This window comes from Kitasatospora sp. NPDC058048 (assembly GCF_042885555.1).
GTDB lineage: Bacteria > Actinomycetota > Actinomycetes > Streptomycetales > Streptomycetaceae > Kitasatospora > Kitasatospora lactacystinica.
In genome coordinates this window covers 49003-64757 of sequence record NZ_JBHVRT010000007.1, presented here as the reverse complement: position 1 = coordinate 64757, position 15755 = coordinate 49003, and the positions used below count along the sequence as shown (strand labels likewise).

Genomic DNA, 15755 nt, shown 5'->3' with positions numbered 1-15755 from the left:
GTGCGGATAGCCGTCACCGGGGGCTGCGGGTTCATCGGCTCACACGTCGTGGACCACCTGATCGCGGCCGGCCACGACGTCCTCGCGGTGGACACCACCGACAAGTACCTCAACCCGGACGCCGAGCACGCGCGGCTCGACGTCCTCGACCTCAAGGCCCTCACCGCGGCGCTGGCCGGCAGCGAGGTGGTCTACCACCTGGCCGCCATGGCCGACGTCGAGCAGGTCACCGCCGACCCGGTCCGCGCGGTGCGGACCAACATCGACGGCACCGAGGCCGTCCTGGAGGCCGCCCGGCGCAGCGGCCTGAGCCGCACGGTGCTGGCAAGCACCGTCTGGGTCTACGGCGCCGCCCTCACCGACGAGCAACTCGACAGCAGTGAGCAGGAGTTGGACGAGCACGTACCGATCGAGCTGGAGCACAGCGGCCATCTGTACGTGGCCACCAAGCTCGCCGCCGAAATGCTGGTGCACAGCTACCGCGAGCTCTACGGGCAGCACTTCACCATCCTGCGCTACGGCATCCCGTACGGCCCCCGGATGCGGGACGAGCTGGTCGTCGCCCGGTTCGTCCAGGCCGCGCTGGCCGGCCGGCCGATCACCATCGCCGGGGACGGCCGGCAGAGCCGCAACTTCGTCTACGTCGAGGACCTCGCCGACGCCCACGTCCGGGCCCTGTCCCCCGCCGCCGAGGACCAGACCTTCGCGCTGGAGGGCTCGACGGCCGTCTCGGTGCGGGACATCGCCGACACGGTGGACGGCCTGCTGGGACCCGTCACCATCGAGCACATCGACGGGCGGAAGGCCGACTACGCGGGGCGGCGGATCTCCTCGGCGCAGGCCAAACGACTGCTGGGCTGGTCGCCGAGCACCAACTTCACCGACGGCGTGCGGCGGTACGCGGACTGGTACCGGGCCACCGTCGGCACCGCCGCCGGCGCCTGACGGGCCGCCCGATGCCGCACGCCCTGCTGGTCTCCGGCTCGCTCGGACAGGGCCACGACGTGATGGCCCAGGCCTGCGCCGACACCCTGCGGGAACGCGGCTGGACCACCAGCACCGTCGACGCCATGGCCCTGCTCGGGCCGCGCTCGGGCGCGGCCGGGGAGGCGGTGTTCCGCCGGCTGCTCGACCTGCCCGGGGTGTACGACGCCTTCCACTTCTCGGCGCTGCGGCCCGGTGCCCGGATCGCCCTGCTCGCCGACGCGGCGGCCCGCGGCCGGCTGGTCCCGGCGCTGCGGGAACTGATCGAGGCGCTGCGGCCCCAGCTGGTGGTCTCGGTGTTCGCCACCGCGACCTCGGCCGTCAACCGGCTGCTGCGGCAGGCGCCGGAGCGGGAGTTCCGGCACTTCGTGTTCTGCACCGACGTGACGCCGCACCGGCTCTGGGTGCAGGAGGGGACGGACCTGTTCCTGGTCACCTCCGAGGTCGCCGCGTGCGCGGTCCGGCGGTACCGGCCGGAGGCCGACATCGCCGTCCTGCCGGCACCGTTGCGCCGGCCGTTCTACCGGCCGCCGCGACGGGCCGCGGCGCGGGCGGAGCTGGGCGTGCCGGCGGGCGCCGCGTGCGTCCTGCTGATGTCCGGCTCCTGGGGGCTCGGTCCGCTCGCCCGCACCGCCGCCTCGCTGGCCGCCGCCGGGCCGCACGTCCTCGCGGTGGCCGGACGCAACCGGGAACTGGAGCGCCGGCTGCGGACCGCCGCGCGCCGGGAGCCCCGGCTGCACCCCTTCGGCTACACCGACCGCGTCCCCGCGCTGATGGCCGCCGCCGACCTGGTGGTCACCAGCTCGGGCGACACCTGCAGCGAGGCCCGGGCGCTGGGCCGGCGGCTGCTGCTCCTCGACGTGGTGCAGGGGCACGGGCGCGACAACCTCCAGCACGAGCTGGAACTGGGACACGCCGACGTCGCCACCGCCCACCCGGCCGAGGTGGTCCGCAACGCCCTGGCCGCGCTCCACCGCCCGGAGCCCGCACCGTCCGCCGGCGCCACACCGGAGGCGTGGCAGGCGGGGTTCGGGGCGGCGCTGCGGCGGATGGGGCTGGGGTAGCCGCGGGGGCGGGAACGGGGGTCGGCCGGCGTGCCGGTCACACCGGGCGGTTCCGGCCGGCGGGCGGCGGCACCCGGTGGTCGCGGAGGGGGCCGAGGGTGAGGCGGCGGGTGCGGCAGTGCGCGGCGATCAGGGGGAGCGCGGCGAGGGTGGCGCGCCAGGAGCCGGGGGCGGAGGTGCAGTCGGAATCGTGCAGCAGGAGGGTGGCACCGCCGGTGAGGCCCGGGCAGGCGGTCGCGTAGACGGACGCGCCGGTGGCCTCGGCCGTCCAGTCGCGGCCCCAGGCGGTCCACAGCACGCTGCGCAGGCCGAGGCGGCGGGCGGCCAGGGCTGGGCCCGCGGTCAGGACGCCGTACGGCGGGCGGTACCAGAGCGGACGGGCGCCGCAGAGTCCGGTCACCGCCTCGGCGGCGCGGCGCAGTTCGCGCAGGTCGCGGACGGGGGCCGGGTACCACTGCCGCCGGTGGTGCCAGCCGTGGACGGCCACCTCGTGGCCGCGCAGCACCAGCTCCCGGCCGAGCGCGGGGGCCCGCTCCAGCATCGCGCCGAGCAGGAAGAAGGTGGCGCGCGCACCGAGTTCGTCCAGCGCGTCGAGGACGTACGGGGTGCTGCGCGGATCGGGGCCGTCGTCGAAGGTCAGGGCGACGTGGCCGGGCGCGGTGCCGTGGCCGGCGGTGCGGCGTGCCAGGGTGCGGCGCAGCGGCGGCAGCCGGACGGCGGCCGGGGCCAGGTGCAGGAACTCGGCCCCGGCGGCGACGGCGAGGGCCCCGGCGGTGAGCGCCCCCGGGCGCCGGGCGGCGGCGCTCACCCGAAGCGGGAGGCCATCCGGCGGAACACGCCCGGGGCCACCCCGTGGACGCGGGCCGGGAAGCCGAGCCAGTGCGGGACGTAGAGCCGGTCGCGCTCGGTGGTGATGGTCGCGACCACGACGTCCGCGACCCGCTCCGCCGGGACCGGGCGCGGGCGCTCGCGCTGGTACGGCGTGCCGCGCCGGTCGAAGAACGGGGTGTCCACGGCCCCCGGCAGCACCAGGCGTACCCCCACCCCGGTGCCGCGCAGCTCGTACCAGAGGCTCTCCGCGAACATCGTCAGCCCGCCCTTGGTGGCGGCGTACCCCGACTCGTCCCGCACGCCGACCTGGCCGGCCATCGAGCCGAGCAGCACGATCCGGCCGCGGCGGCGTTCCAGCATGCCGGGCAGCAGCAGGCGGACGAGGCGCAGCGGGGCGGCGAGATTGACCTCGATCATCCGGTCCAGGGTGTCGGAGGGCGTCTGCGCGTACGGGCCGCGCCAGCCCAGGCCGGCGCTCGCGATCAGGGCGTCCACCCGGCCGGCCGCGGCCAGGGCGGCGTCCGCGAGGCGGGCCGGGCCGTCCGGCTTGCTCAGGTCCTCGGGCAGGGCGCGGCCGCCGGTGCGGTCGGCGAGTTCGTCGAGGCGGGCACGGTCGGTGCCGGAGAGCAGGGTGTGCCAGCCGGCGTCGGCCAGGCGGATGGCGGTGGCGAGGCCGATCCCGGAGGAGGCGCCGGTGATCAGCGCGACCGGGCGGTCGGCCGGGGCGGCCGGGGCGGTCCGGTCCTCCGGGGTCTCCGGGGCCTCCGGGGCCGAGGGCTCCTTGGGGTCCGAGGAGTCCGAGGGGTCCGTGCGGGCCTTCGGGCCTGACCGCCGGGGTCGGGAGTGGGACTCCTCCGCCATCGGGCACCTGCCGCTCTGTGGCCGTGTCGCCGTCCGATTTGTCCGGCAAGTCACCTTCGCACGGCGGAGCCGTCCGGGCTACCGGGGCGGGGCGGCGGGCTCCGCCTCGGTGTCCCGGTGCGGAGCGACCAGTTCGGCGGACTCGCCCTCCAGCTCACCGAAGCGGGAGAGCACGAAGGTGCCGCCCACCGCGACCACGAAGCCGGTCAGCGCGCACCACTCGAACCCGGGCCGGGCGGCGTCCCCGAGCACCGTCACGCCGATCAGCGCCGGACCGAAGGTCTCGGTCACCGTCCCGGCGGCGGTCGCGGCCGTCACCGTCCCGCGCTGCAGCGCCAGGGCGTAGGCGAGGTAGCCGCCGAGGCCACCGACGGCGAGGGCGTAGGCGGCCGGATCGGTGAGCACGGCGACCGGGCCGGAGACGTCCAGGACCCGCACGGCCAGGCTGGTCACGCCGAAGCCGACCCCGGCCAGCATGCCCAGGCCGGCCGCGGCCGCATTGCCCTCCCGGCGCACCAGGACCACGGTGGCGAGCACCATGGCGGCGGTGGTGGCGAGCAGCGCCCAGTGGAAGACGGTCGCGGCGTGGTCGCGGCCCTCCTGTCCGGAGCCGAGCGCCAGCAGGGTCAGGCCGAGGACCACCGCGAGGATGCCCGCGAGATCGCCCCGGCGCAGCCGGGCGCCCAGCAGCCAGACGGCCGCCAGGGCGGTGACGGCCAGGCTGGCGTTGGTGACGGCCTGGACGAGGAAGAGCGGGAGGGTGCGCAGGGCCACGATGCTCAGCACGAAGCCGACGATGTCCAGCAGCGTGCCGAGGACGAACTGCCAGGACCGCACCAGCGCGGCCAGCAGGCCCGCCCGCACCCGGTCGGCGCGCGGGGCCGACCGCGCGCCGCGCGCCTGGAAGACCGCCCCGAAGCCGAAGCAGACGGTCGCGGCCAACGCGGTGGTGAGTCCCAGCAGCATGCCTCTCCCTGCCTCGCGGGGCAGCATTCGGTCCCCCACCAGTCTGTGCCCGGGGGAACGGGGGCGCACGGGTGGGACGAGGGGAGCGAGCGGCAGCGCCGGGAGGACTCCGCGGACCTGGTGGCCCGCACCGACGGACGCGGGCCACCAGGGGCCGGGCCGGGCGCAGGCCGGTGGTTCAAGGCCGGACGGCCACCGCGGCGTACAGCGAGACCTCCTCGGCGGCCCCGGGCTTCTCGTCCGGCGCGGGCCGCCACTGCGCGATGGGGACGAGCCCCGGGTCGAGGAGCGTCCAGCCGTCGAAGAAGCGGACGATCTCCGACCGGGTGCGGGCCTGGGCGGCGGTGCCGGCGGCCTCGTAGATCCGGGTCAGCCGGGCGATGTCCTCGGGCGCGAACTCGGGGCTGACGTGGGTCAGCACCAGGGCGCTGCCGGGGACGAGGGCGGATTTGAGGCGCTCGACCAGCTCGTACGCGCCGTGGGTGTCGGGGACGAAGTGGAGCAGGGCGTTGAGGGAGAGCGCGACCGGGCGGGCCAGATCGAGGGTCTCCCGCAGGCCCGGGGCGGCGAGCAGTCCGAGCGGGTCGGTGACGTCCGCCTCGACGTACGCGGTGCGGCCCTCGGGGGTGCCGGTGAGCAGGGCCTGGGCGTGCGAGAGCACGATCGGATCGTTGTCGGCGTAGACCACGCGGGCGTTCGGCCGGACGCCCTGGGCGACCTCGTGCAGGTTGGGCGAGGTGGGGATGCCGGTGCCGATGTCGATGAACTGGTCGAAGCCGGCCTCGGCGAGCGCCCGGGTCGAGCGCTGCATGAAGGCGCGGTTGACCCGGGCGGCGGCGCGCAGCCACGGCGCGACGGCGAGGGCCTGTCCGGCGGCCTCGCGGTCGGCGGCGAAGTTGGTGAAGCCACCGAGGAAGTAGTCGTACATCCGGGCCGAGTGCGGCACGTTCAGCCGCAGGTCCACCCCGTCGTAGAGACCCATCGCGCTCTCCCCGGTTCCGCTCCCGACCGATCATTCCCGACCGATCGCCCCTGACCACGATAGGCGGGACCGGTCGCGTTCCGAACAGCTTCGGAGCATTCCAACCAACCGACGGCGCCCATGAGATGACCATCTGTATTCGGATTGCATCCTGGAGTGACGGGCCTGATGGAATGAGGATGGGCACCGACAGCCCGACCCTCGGGTGGCCGGGTGAGCAGCCGACGGCCACGGAAAGCAGGCTCGATGACGATCGACAGGGGTGCCCCGGCGCGCAGGTTCCGGGGCGGAACGGCCGTGGCGCACCTTCACGGAGCGGAGACGGCGCCGGCGGCCGGCTCCGACCGCGCTCCCCGGTCCGACCCCGAACTCCGCCTGGGCCTCGCCTACGCCGCCTTCTGCGAGACGCACGAACCCGCCTGGCACGCGCTCGCGTTGACCCGGATAGGCAACCGGTCCGACGCGGAGCTGGTCGTCGGGGCGGTGAAGTCCGACCTGGCCCGCTGCTGGCCGCAGGTCCTGCGGTTCGAGGAACCGGCCGCCTACGCCTGGCGGTTGGCCAACCGGCACGTCTCCGACTGGGTGGCCGCCGAGGAGCCGGTGGAGGTGGAGGCGGTCACCTTCGCGGCGGTGATCGGGGCCTTCAAGCAGGTGGCGAAGGGGCTGCTGCACAGCGAGGCCGACGAGGTGCGGCTGTACGCGGCGATCCTCGAACTGCCGGACCGGCAGCGGGACGTGGTGATCCTGCGGTACCTGCTCGGCCTGCACGTCAAGGTGATCGCGGCGTACCTGGGGCGGCCGGTGGCGACAGTGCACTCCAACCTCCGGCACGCCCGGGAACGGCTGGCCCGCCGGCTCGGGGTGGGCGAACTCCCGGACGACGAGGGCGAGCTGTGACGGGGAGACCGGAGGAGGGCGCCCCGGCCGGCGCGGAACCGGCGGACGGCGCCCCGGCCGGCGCGGAACCGGCGAACAGCGGCCGGACGGTGTTCCGCGTTCCCCGGCCCGAACGCGCCCATGCGGAGCGGATCGCTGCGCTGCGCCGGGCCAGGATCACCGCCGCGCCCGCCCACCTGCCGTCGGAGCACGAGCAGGCGGCGTTCGAACTCGGCCTGGTGGTGGCCCTGGTGCTGGGTGCGCCGGACGCCTCGCGCGGACTCGACCTGCTGGTGAACGCGCGCCGGATCGAGCCGGAGGGGGCCGAGGTGTTCGGCGCGCTGCTGTACGCCACCGGCAAGGAGGAGGGCGCCGAGTTCTGGTGGCGCTTCGCGGCGGGCTCGGGCAGCGGGACGGCCGCCTACTGCCTGCACCTGCACCACCTGATGCTCGGCGAGACGGACGACGCCGACTACTGGCGGGCCTGGTCGGACCAGCTGGCGACGGTCGAACGACCGCCCGGACCACGGGTGTTGCGGATGAACCGGCCGCTGCTGCCGGACGACGTACGGCGGGACATCCTGTCCCGGGTGCACCGGGGACTCGCCCCGCAGCTGCCGCCGGCGCTGGTCGCGGTGATCGACCGGCTGCCGGTGCAGGACAGGGACGAGGAGGAGGTGCCGAGCCCGTGGGGGCTCACCTCGGGGGCGACCTCCGGCTGCTCCTGGACGGACCTTCCGTTGGGAGCCGGGGACGATCAGGGCGCCCCGTGGGAGTGAGTGTCCCGCGGGCTGCCGTGATCATCCGTTCAGGTGAGCGCCGACAGCCGGGCGACGACGGCCCGGTCGCGCCCGCTCCCGGTCTCGGTCCGCTCCCCCGTCGGCGTGGTGTGCCGGACGACGTACCGGTGCGGTGCCATCGCGGTGTCGCGTCCGGCCAGGGCGGCGACCACGGCGCGGTGGGCCTCGGCGGGGCCGAACGAGGGGTCGACGGCAGCCACCTCGGCCACCAGCCTTCCTTCGCTCACCGAGAGCCGGTGGTCCCCGAGCGCGGCGTGCAGGAGTTCGCGGACGGCCGCGAGATCGATCCAGGAGTCGTCGACCAGCCTCCATTCACCGCCCCGGCCGGCCCCCGGCGGACCGAGCGCCGCGGGCAGGTCGGCCAGCAGCACCGGGCCCTCGGCGGCGGCCGCGAGCACGGCCGGCAGCGCCCGGGCGAAGCTCTCGGCCTCCTCGGGGTCGAGCACCTGGGGACAGGCGATCAGGGCGAAGTCCAGGCTGCCGGTGATCCGCAGGACGGTGAGCATCAGCCGGACCGGCAGCGGCGGGGCGGGCAGCACGGTGAGTTCGGGGTCGGCGGCCGAGGGCGGCTGGACGGCGGCGACGGAGGCCGGGATGGTGAGGCTCAGGTCGTTGACGACCACCTGGCGGGCGAACCGGGCGCCGCGCACATGGGCCGCGTCGTCCACCAGCTGCCAGACCTTCTCGGCGTCCAGGGTGCTGTGCCAGTAGGCGCTCAGCGAGGCCGACTTGGCGCGGCCGATCAGCTGGTCGAGGTCGGCCGCGCCGGCGTCGAGCAGGATCAGGGCGTCCTGCGCGAGGGTCCCGACGTGGTCGATCAGGGCGGCGCGCTGACGGTTGGCGGACAGCGCCGAAAACACCAGCTCGGAGCGGCCCGCGCGGTGGGCGACCAGCGCGGCGAAGGCGGCGAGCAGGACGACCGAGGGGCTGGCACCGGTGCGCCGGCAGACCGCGGCGAGGTCGTCGGCGGCGGTGCGCGAGCGGACCAGCAGGGCGCTGTGGTCGCGGGGCGGGCCGCTGATCCGCGCGTCGGAGAAGACGCCCACCGGACCGGCGGCCAGGATCCGGGCCCAGTGCCGCAGGGCGGCCGCCGACCTGCGGCGGCCCTGGGCGCTCTGCTCCGCCACGGCGATCCCCAGCGGGGTCGGCGCGGTGACCGGCGGCAGCTCCTTCCCTGCGGCGAGGGCGCACCAGTCCTCGATCAGCACCGCGGTGGCGGCGCCGTCGGCGCCCGCGTGGCAGACCACGGCGACCAGCCGCAGCAGCCGCTCGCCCGCGGCGATCAGCGTGAACCGGATCCTCGGCGGCAGGTCGAGGCCGACCGGAACGGCGACATCGACCCGGCCCAACTCCTCGGCCATCGCGTTCAGTTCGGCGTCCGAGCGGCAGCCGGCCTCGACCACGGAGACGGCGAACCGGCCCTGCCGGTGCACCACCTGGCGGTCCGGGAATCCGTCCGGACCGGGACCCGCGGGAAAGGAGGTCCGCAACGACTCGTGCCGCTCGACCAGCCGGCGGAGGGCGACCAGCCCGGAGGGGACCGAGATGCCGTCGGGCACCGGCCAGACGGACTCCTTGTTGATCGCCTCGGGGGCACTGGCCCGGATGCAGCGGATCATGTTGTCCTGGCCGCGGGTGAGCGGTCCGGAGCCGCTGCTCTCGGTGGCGTACCGCACGGTGACCCGCCTGGTGGCCGGGTTCGTGCCGCACGGTGTCGCGCCGAGTAGCGTCGGGTCCTGCGATGGAGCGCCGAGCGACGCCGGGTCGTGCGATGGAGCGCCGAGTGACGCCGGGTCCTGCGGTGGAGCGTCGTGCGGTGCCACGTCGTACACGCCTTTCGGCTTGCCGGGGAGGGCCGGGGTGGGCTCGGCAGGGGGTGTGATCGGGACGCTACCAGCGCCCTCGTCAGCTGGTCCAGACCAAACCGAACCTGATCGAGCGTTTCGTCAATTCCCCTGCCAGTCATGCGAGTTGACATGTATTGGCGATCCCCCGAGGGCGGCGACGGCAGCCCGGAACGGCTCCGCGACGGGGACGTCGCAGAGCCGGGCCGGGCCGGCGCCGAGCGCGCCCGGGTCGGCCACCAGCACCGGCGACGGACCGGCGACGGGCACGCCGAAGGACTGCACGACGCGCCCGCCGTACGCCTTGACGCAGGCCTCCCGGCGGCACCACAGCGCGGTGAACCGCGCCGCCCGCTCGGCCGGTTCGACGGGCTCGGCGACGAACCGCGCCTCCTCGACCGGGAACCAGCGGGCGGCCATCCGCTCGGCCGTCCGCGGGTCGTGGAGCCGTTCGACGTCGACACCTACCGCCCGCCCCTCGGCGAGGGCCAGCACCGCGACGGCGTCCGAGGCCGACCAGCTGACCCGCAGCGCGCCGTCCCCCGCCGGCTCGGGCTTGCCGTTCGGCCCGTACCGCCAGACCACGTCGGCCGGGTGCACCCCGAGCCGGGCGGCGACCAGCTGCCGGACCGCACCGCGCACCACGGTGAAACGCTCGCGCGCCCCGGGGTCCATCCCGGAGGCCCGGGCGCGCTCGCCCCGGTCGAGCGACTGCCACAGCTCCCCGGCCGGAACGGCCGGTTGACGCGTGTCGATCAGCCAGAGGTCGATCGCCGTCACGGCAGGGTCAGCGTGCTCAGCACCCCGAGCCGGCGGTCGAACCCGGCCAGCAGCGCGGGCCGGCCGGCCGCCCGCCACTGCGGGAGGTGTTCGGCCAGCTCCGCCCAGAGCCCGGTGAACGGCTGGGCCGGCGGGGGCTCCGGCGGGCCGAAGCCGGGGCCGAGCAGCAGTGCCGTCTCGGGCCCGAGTTCCCCGGCCGCGGCCCGGACCGACTCGGCCGGGGAGACCGCGCCCCTGGTCTGCCGGACGGCCAGGCCCTCGCCGGGGGCCTCCTCGCAGACCAGCACCACCACCGCGTGCCGCTCCGGCAGCGACACCGGTCCGGGCGGCTCGTAGTGCAGCGCGGTCTGTTCGGCCAGCACCACCACGGCCCGACGGCAGCCGCCGGTGCGCTGGTGGCCGGCGGCCAGCCGCAGTGCGGTGAAGGCCGCCGCGCCGCCCTGGTCGCAGACCGCGAAGGCGAGCGGGCCGCCCGGGACGGACCGGCTGAGCGCCAGCGAGGACGGCGCGCCGGGCCGGACGTCCGGGGTGTCGAAGGCCAGGATCAGCAGGTCGGCCGGCTCGTCCTCGGCGAGCGCCTCGCGGAGCACTCCGGCGGCCAGTTCCTCGTAGGAGTGGCCGGCGCCCTCGCCCAGCAGGTCCTCGCGCAGCGGCAGGCCGTAGGGGCGGACGAGGTCGGAGACGAAGACCCGCAGGTCCGGGTCGAGCGAGGTCTCCGAGCGGCCGTCGAACCGGCGGGCCAGCGCCCGGGTGATCCGCAGGCCGGTGGGACCGGGGGCCATCCGGTCAGTCCTCGGGGATGACGTGCCCGGCGACGTAGTCGGCCAGCCTGGTGACCGACCGCAGGTCGTCCTCGGTGATCTGCTCGACGTCCACCTGGATGTCGAGCGACTCCTCCAGCTCCAGGATGAGCTCGATGGTGCCGGCCGAGGTGAGGCCGAGGTCGTCGAAGAGGCAGGCGTCCTGCGGGATCTCGGGCAGTTCGCGCTTGAGGACGCGCGGCAGGAGCTCGCCGATGCCGTGCAGGATGCGCTCGCGCAGTTCGGGGTCGGTGGTCTGGACCGCGGCTTCTGACATGGGTGTCCCGTCCCGTCGTACGTGGGATGTGTGCTCCGGGGCTTGCAGGCGCCCCGGGGCTCTGGGTGGTGTGGGAATCCGGCGTCACCGTGCGGACGGCGGCCGGCGGAGTCGGCGGCATCGGCGGCCGGCGGACCGTCAGTACCGCATCGCCATCGCGGAGAAGGTCGCTCCGACACCGGCGGCGGCGATCAGGTAGTGGTCGCCGCGACGGAGCAGCCCCCGCGTGGTGGCGGTGTGGAGATTGATGAGGCTGTCCGAGGCGAAACTGTGCCCGACCGACCGCACGTTGTCCAGCACGACTTTCTCGACCGGATAGCCGATCCGGCGCGCGATCATCCGCCAGGACGCCTGGTTGACGTTGTGCGGCAGGATCGCGGCCAGGTCGGAGAGGTCCAGACCGGCCTGGTCCAGGGCGGCCTCGATCGCCTCCACCATCACGTTCGGGTACTCGCGCTGGTAGCGGGCGAGCAGGTCCGGGTCCTCGGCCAGCCGGCCGTCGAACTCCGGGCGCTGGCGCACCACGAAGGAGAGCATCCGGTGGCGCTCGCCACCGGCGCTGACCAGGCAGGCGGCCGCGCCCTCGGCGAAGATGCCGGTCTCGGGCACCACCTGGGCGTCCCTGGTGAAGGTCTTCTCGCCGGTCAGCACCAGGGCGAGCGCCGCCGGGTCGGGTTCGTCCGCGAGCAGCCTGCCGGCCAGGTCGATCGCCAGCAGGCCCACCGCGCAGGCGTGGTGGGTCACCGTGAAGGCGTTGGCGTGCGCCAGTCCACGGGCGTCGAGCAGGTCGTGCAGCGGGTTGAGCGGATGGGGCACCGCCACCGGCATGCTGCGGGCGTGGATCACGAAGCGGATGTCGTGTTCGCGTCCGCGCAGCTCCGGCAGGTTGTCCAGGGCGGCGTCGAGCAGGTCGGGCAGCGTCCCGGTCGGGTCCAGACGCAGCTGGTCCAGGCCGTGGAAGCGGCGGAAGAGACGGAGTTGACGTGGGGTCAGGCCGATGAGCTCGCCCACAGCCTCGATGGGAACGGCGTGCGGGGGGAGGTGGACGGCCACTGCCTCCAGTGCGGTCACCCGGGCTAGTATTCCGACGCCCGCCGGGTCGCACAAGTGATCTCGGGCCCCCTCCGTCGCCGCCGCTCCCCGGAAGCCCGTCAACTTCCCCCCGGCGTGGCCGCGTTCACCCCCGTGCCGTCGAGCAGGTGGGAGATCTCTCATGTCGAACCCTGAACCCCCCTACCCCGGAGCCCCGTTGAACCAGGATCTGGTGGCCCTGCTGGTCGAGGTGGCCGGCGCGCCGCCCGGCTGGGCGCGTCACGTCACCCCGGACGCCCGGCTGGACGGGGACCTGCTGCTGGACGAGGACGAACTCGCCGAACTGGCCGATCGGCTGCGCGGGCGCTTCGGTCCGCAGGCCGACCTGGCCGCGCTGCGCGCCGGGCTCGACCTGGCCGCCCTGGAGGACCTGACCGTCGCCGACGTCCAGCGACTGCTCCCCGAGGAGGGCGCACGATGACCCGGTTCCTCCTGGTGATGCCGCCGTTGACCGGCCACGTCAACCCGGCCGCCGGCATCGCCGCCGAGTTGACCGCACGCGGCCACCAGGTCGCCTGGACCGGCACCGAATCGGTGCTGCGCCCGCTGCTCGGCCCGCAGGCCCGGGTGCTCGGCACCGGTACCCGGGCGTTCCGGGCCCAGGGCGGACACGGGCTGGCCGCGTTGCGCTCGCTCTGGGAGGGCTTCATCGTCCCGTACACCAGGTTCACGCTGAAGCCGCTGGACGCCGTCGTGCGGGAGTGGCGGCCGGACGTGCTGCTGGTCGACCAGCACACTCCGGCGGGCGCGCTGGTCGCGCATCGGCACGGTCTGCCGTGGGCGTCCTTCGCGCCCGGGGCGATGGAACTGGGGCGTCCCTACCGGGCGTTGCCGCAGGTCGAGGCCTGGATGACCGGGCTGCTGCGGGGGCTGTGGGAACGCGCCGGGCTGCCCGCGGAGGAGTACCTGGACCCGCGCTTCTCCCCCGCCCTGGTCCTGGCGACCACCGGTCCGGCCCTGACCGGCTCGACCCCGCCGCCGGAGCACGCGCTCGTCGGGCCGGTGATCCCGGCGCGGCCGCACGATCCGGACTTCCCGTGGGAGCGGCTGCTGCCCGGCCGGCGCCGGGTGCTGGTCACCATGGGCACCCTGGCCGGCGAGCTGGGCGCGGACTTCCTCGCCCGGTCCGTCCGGGCGCTGGAGCTGTGCGGTGACGAGGTGCAGCCGGTGTTCGCCGCTCCGAGCGAGCTGCTGCCCGAACTCCCCTCCCGGGCCGTCGCGGTGGGGCGGGCGCCGGTGCTGGACCTGATGGCGCGCGGCGAGCTGGACGCGGTGCTCTGCCACGGCGGGATGAACACCGTGGGCGAGGCCCTGGCGCACGGACTGCCGCTGGTCACCGCACCGATCCGGCACGACCAGCCGATCGTGGCCGGCCAGGTGGCGGCGGCGGGCGCGGGGCTGCGGGTGCCGTTCGCGCGCGTCACCTCGGTGCGGCTGGCGGACGCGCTGCGAACCGTCCTCGACTCCACGGCCCACCGGGAGCGGGCGGTTCAGGTCGGGAGCCGGCTGCTCGCCGGGGGCGGTGCGGTGGCCGCGGCGGACCGGCTGGAGGCGCTCGGCTGAGCGGGCCCGGACCGGGCTCGTCCCACCCCCGGACCGGCCCCGCCCTGCCCGGACCCGCCGCCCCTTAGCAGACCGGCGGAGGGTACGTCCATTGGTCTAGGCCATTGTTTCCGGGGCGGGGTTCGCCCTAGGGTGTCGCAGCGGCACCGCCCTCCGCAGGTGCCGGGCCCCGCCTTTCCAGGTGCCGTGGCAGCCCATCCCCGCACGGGAGTTCCGGTTGATCGAGACCGCGGGACTGCGCAAGTCCTACCGCAAGAAGACCTCGCGCCGCAGCGGCGAGAACCCCACCGTCGACGCCGTCCGCGGCATCGACCTGTCGGTCGCCGCCGGCGAGATCTACGGCTTCCTCGGCCCCAACGGCGCGGGAAAGACCACCACCCTGCGCATGCTGGCCACCCTGATCCGCCCGGACGGCGGACGGGCCACCATCGCCGGGGCCGACCTGTTCAGCGACCCCGCCGGGGTCCGCCGCCGGATCGGCTACGTCGCCCAGGGCGGCGGCACCACCGACCACGTCAGCGGCCGCGAGGAGCTGGTCCTCCAGGCCCGGATGTACGGCGCGGCCAAGGCGCAGGCCGTCCAGGCCGCCGCGGACGCGCTCAAGGCCTTCGACCTGGCCGAGTTCGGCGACCGCCCGTGCGCCACCTACTCCGGCGGCCAGCGCCGCCGGGTGGACATCGCGCTCGGGGTGATCCACCAGCCCCGGGTGCTGTTCCTGGACGAGCCCACGGTCGGGCTGGACCCGGCCAGCCGGGCGCACGTCTGGGAGGAGATCCGCCGGCTGCGCACCGAGGGCATGACGGTGGTCGTCACCACCCACTACCTGGACGAGGCCGACGCGCTCTGCGACCGGGTCGCCATCGTCGACCACGGCCAGGTCGTGGCCGAGGGCACCCCCGAGGCGCTCAAGCGCGAGATCTCCGGCGACGTCGTCCTGGTCGGGCTGGACGCCGCGGACGCCGCGGAGGCCGCCTTCGAGCGGGCCGCCGAGGTGCTGCGCGCGCAGCCGTACCTGCACCGGCTGGAGCAGAACGGCGACGAGGGGCTGCGGCTGTACCTGGAGGACGGCGCCGCCGCCATTCCCCGGCTGCTGCGCGCCCTGGACGCGGCGGGCGTGACGCCCGGCACCGTGCAGCTCCAACGGCCCAGCCTGGACGACGTGTTCCTGGCCCGCACCGGCCGCTCGCTGCAGCAGTCCTGACCCCGTACCGCCCGGACCCGCACAACCCCCTGGGGAGACCGTGAAGCTCGCCCGCGACACCTGGCTGGTCTTCCAGCGCCAGTTGCTGCTCATGATCCGCACCCCGATCTGGATCGCCGTCGGCATCATCCAGCCCGTGTTCTACCTCCTGCTGTTCGCCCCGCTGCTGAAGAACGTGCTCACCCCGGAGGGCGCCGGCAGCTACGCCGACGCCTACCAGGTGTACGTGCCGGGCCTGTTGGCGGTGCTGTGCATCTTCGGCGGGCTGTTCACCGGCTTCAGCCTGCTCGGCGAGCTCAGGGCCGGCATCATCGAGCGCTCCCGGGTGACCCCGGTGAGCCGGCTGGCGCTGCTGCTGGGACGCGCGCTGCGGGAGATGGTGGCGCTGCTGGTGCAGGCCGTCCTGATCACCCTGATCGCGCTGCCGTTCGGGCTGCGGGTGAATCCGCTGAACCTGCTGCTCGCCTACCTGCTGCTGGGCCTGCTGGCGCTGATGACCTCGGCGATCTCCTACGGCATCGCGCTGATGGTGCCGACCGACGCGGCGATGTCGCCGGTGGTCAACACCATCGCGCAGCCGATCGCGCTGCTGTCGGGGGTGCTGCTGCCGCTCACCCTGGCGCCCGGGTGGCTGCAGCAGGCGGCCAGGTGGAACCCCTTCTACTGGGCCGTGGAGGGCATGCGCGCGCTGTTCTCCGGGCACGCCGGGGACAGCGTGGTGTGGCAGGGACTGCTGGTGGTCGTCGTGATGACCGTCCTGGCGGTGTACTGGTCGGCCCGGCTGTTCTCCACCCGGGTGCGCTGACCGACGAATGAGGGAGGGGCCCGGCTCGT

The 15755-nt window shown here is 75.1% G+C and carries 17 protein-coding genes; 8 read left to right on the top strand and 9 right to left on the bottom strand.

The genetic code is table 11. From position 1 onward, the window contains the following. Positions 1 to 945 (top strand): NAD-dependent epimerase/dehydratase family protein, encoded by a 945-nt coding sequence (locus ACFVVA_RS09710; RefSeq protein ID WP_387687548.1) that lies wholly within the window; start codon positions 1 to 3, stop codon positions 943 to 945. Between the two features lie 11 nt (positions 946 to 956). Beyond that, the gene (locus ACFVVA_RS09705) at positions 957 to 2048 is read left to right on the top strand and encodes a hypothetical protein (protein WP_387687546.1); all 1092 of its coding nucleotides are present in this window, start codon (positions 957 to 959) and stop codon (positions 2046 to 2048) included. A 37-nt stretch (positions 2049 to 2085) separates the two neighbouring features. Here ACFVVA_RS09705 and ACFVVA_RS09700 read toward each other — a convergent pair whose 3' ends face one another. The 4 genes from ACFVVA_RS09700 to ACFVVA_RS09685 all read right to left on the bottom strand — a co-directional run bounded on the left by ACFVVA_RS09700 (position 2086) and on the right by ACFVVA_RS09685 (position 5688). Beyond that, complete coding sequence (locus ACFVVA_RS09700; protein WP_387687544.1) at positions 2086 to 2856, bottom strand: polysaccharide deacetylase family protein; 771 nt, start codon at positions 2854 to 2856, stop codon at positions 2086 to 2088. Beyond that, complete coding sequence (locus tag ACFVVA_RS09695; RefSeq protein ID WP_387687542.1) at positions 2853 to 3740, bottom strand: SDR family NAD(P)-dependent oxidoreductase; 888 nt, start codon at positions 3738 to 3740, stop codon at positions 2853 to 2855. The genes ACFVVA_RS09700 and ACFVVA_RS09695 overlap by 4 nt, the downstream gene beginning before the upstream one ends. A 78-nt stretch (positions 3741 to 3818) precedes the next feature. After that, on the bottom strand, positions 3819 to 4706 hold the full coding sequence (locus tag ACFVVA_RS09690; protein ID WP_387687540.1) for a DMT family transporter: 888 nt from the start codon (positions 4704 to 4706) through the stop codon (positions 3819 to 3821). A 178-nt stretch (positions 4707 to 4884) separates the two neighbouring features. After that, complete coding sequence (locus ACFVVA_RS09685) at positions 4885 to 5688, bottom strand: SAM-dependent methyltransferase (protein ID WP_387687538.1); 804 nt, start codon at positions 5686 to 5688, stop codon at positions 4885 to 4887. Between the two features lie 297 nt (positions 5689 to 5985). Between ACFVVA_RS09685 and ACFVVA_RS09680 the strand changes: the two genes are divergently transcribed. Both ACFVVA_RS09680 and ACFVVA_RS09675 read left to right on the top strand, forming a co-directional pair. Continuing rightward, positions 5986 to 6585, top strand: coding sequence for an RNA polymerase sigma factor (locus tag ACFVVA_RS09680; RefSeq protein WP_387687536.1), 600 nt, complete (start codon positions 5986 to 5988; stop codon positions 6583 to 6585). Further along, a complete protein-coding gene (locus ACFVVA_RS09675; RefSeq protein WP_387687534.1) occupies positions 6582 to 7343 on the top strand; it encodes a hypothetical protein in 762 nt (253 codons plus the stop codon). Before ACFVVA_RS09680 ends, ACFVVA_RS09675 begins: the two co-directional genes overlap by 4 nt. A 29-nt stretch (positions 7344 to 7372) precedes the next feature. Here ACFVVA_RS09675 and ACFVVA_RS09670 read toward each other — a convergent pair whose 3' ends face one another. The 5 genes from ACFVVA_RS09670 to ACFVVA_RS09650 all read right to left on the bottom strand — a co-directional run bounded on the left by ACFVVA_RS09670 (position 7373) and on the right by ACFVVA_RS09650 (position 12136). Beyond that, positions 7373 to 9040, bottom strand: a complete 1668-nt coding sequence (locus ACFVVA_RS09670; protein WP_387687532.1) for a condensation domain-containing protein — start codon at positions 9038 to 9040, stop codon at positions 7373 to 7375. Between the two features lie 270 nt (positions 9041 to 9310). Continuing rightward, complete coding sequence (locus tag ACFVVA_RS09665; protein ID WP_387687530.1) at positions 9311 to 9988, bottom strand: 4'-phosphopantetheinyl transferase family protein; 678 nt, start codon at positions 9986 to 9988, stop codon at positions 9311 to 9313. Continuing rightward, positions 9985 to 10770, bottom strand: a complete 786-nt coding sequence (locus tag ACFVVA_RS09660; RefSeq protein WP_387687528.1) for a hypothetical protein — start codon at positions 10768 to 10770, stop codon at positions 9985 to 9987. Before ACFVVA_RS09660 ends, ACFVVA_RS09665 begins: the two co-directional genes overlap by 4 nt. 4 nt (positions 10771 to 10774) lie before the next feature. Beyond that, the gene (locus ACFVVA_RS09655) at positions 10775 to 11065 is read right to left on the bottom strand and encodes a phosphopantetheine-binding protein (RefSeq protein WP_049653836.1); all 291 of its coding nucleotides are present in this window, start codon (positions 11063 to 11065) and stop codon (positions 10775 to 10777) included. Between the two features lie 138 nt (positions 11066 to 11203). Continuing rightward, positions 11204 to 12136 (bottom strand): 3-oxoacyl-[acyl-carrier-protein] synthase III C-terminal domain-containing protein, encoded by a 933-nt coding sequence (locus ACFVVA_RS09650; RefSeq protein WP_387687525.1) that lies wholly within the window; start codon positions 12134 to 12136, stop codon positions 11204 to 11206. Positions 12137 to 12314: 178 nt separating this feature from the next. Here ACFVVA_RS09650 and ACFVVA_RS09645 point away from each other — a divergent pair, with 178 nt between their 5' ends. The 4 genes from ACFVVA_RS09645 (at position 12315) to ACFVVA_RS09630 (ending at position 15726) form a co-directional block, all read left to right on the top strand. Next, positions 12315 to 12578 (top strand): hypothetical protein, encoded by a 264-nt coding sequence (locus tag ACFVVA_RS09645; protein ID WP_387687523.1) that lies wholly within the window; start codon positions 12315 to 12317, stop codon positions 12576 to 12578. Continuing rightward, positions 12575 to 13720 (top strand): glycosyltransferase, encoded by a 1146-nt coding sequence (locus tag ACFVVA_RS09640; protein WP_387687521.1) that lies wholly within the window; start codon positions 12575 to 12577, stop codon positions 13718 to 13720. Before ACFVVA_RS09645 ends, ACFVVA_RS09640 begins: the two co-directional genes overlap by 4 nt. A gap of 217 nt (positions 13721 to 13937) precedes the next feature. Next, on the top strand, positions 13938 to 14921 hold the full coding sequence (locus tag ACFVVA_RS09635) for an ATP-binding cassette domain-containing protein (protein WP_387687518.1): 984 nt from the start codon (positions 13938 to 13940) through the stop codon (positions 14919 to 14921). 40 nt (positions 14922 to 14961) lie between these two features. Continuing rightward, positions 14962 to 15726 (top strand): ABC transporter permease, encoded by a 765-nt coding sequence (locus ACFVVA_RS09630; RefSeq protein WP_387687516.1) that lies wholly within the window; start codon positions 14962 to 14964, stop codon positions 15724 to 15726. Positions 15727 to 15755: the final 29 nt, after the last annotated feature.

Coding starts and splice junctions, on each gene's coding strand:
- ACFVVA_RS09690 (WP_387687540.1), bottom strand. CDS start 4,706: ATGCTGCTGGGACTCACCACCGCGTTGGCCGCGACCGTCTGCTTCGGC.
- ACFVVA_RS09695 (WP_387687542.1), bottom strand. CDS start 3,740: ATGGCGGAGGAGTCCCACTCCCGACCCCGGCGGTCAGGCCCGAAGGCC.
- ACFVVA_RS09655 (WP_049653836.1), bottom strand. CDS start 11,065: ATGTCAGAAGCCGCGGTCCAGACCACCGACCCCGAACTGCGCGAGCGC.
- ACFVVA_RS09685 (WP_387687538.1), bottom strand. CDS start 5,688: ATGGGTCTCTACGACGGGGTGGACCTGCGGCTGAACGTGCCGCACTCG.
- ACFVVA_RS09660 (WP_387687528.1), bottom strand. CDS start 10,770: ATGGCCCCCGGTCCCACCGGCCTGCGGATCACCCGGGCGCTGGCCCGC.
- ACFVVA_RS09640 (WP_387687521.1), top strand. CDS start 12,575: ATGACCCGGTTCCTCCTGGTGATGCCGCCGTTGACCGGCCACGTCAAC.
- ACFVVA_RS09705 (WP_387687546.1), top strand. CDS start 957: ATGCCGCACGCCCTGCTGGTCTCCGGCTCGCTCGGACAGGGCCACGAC.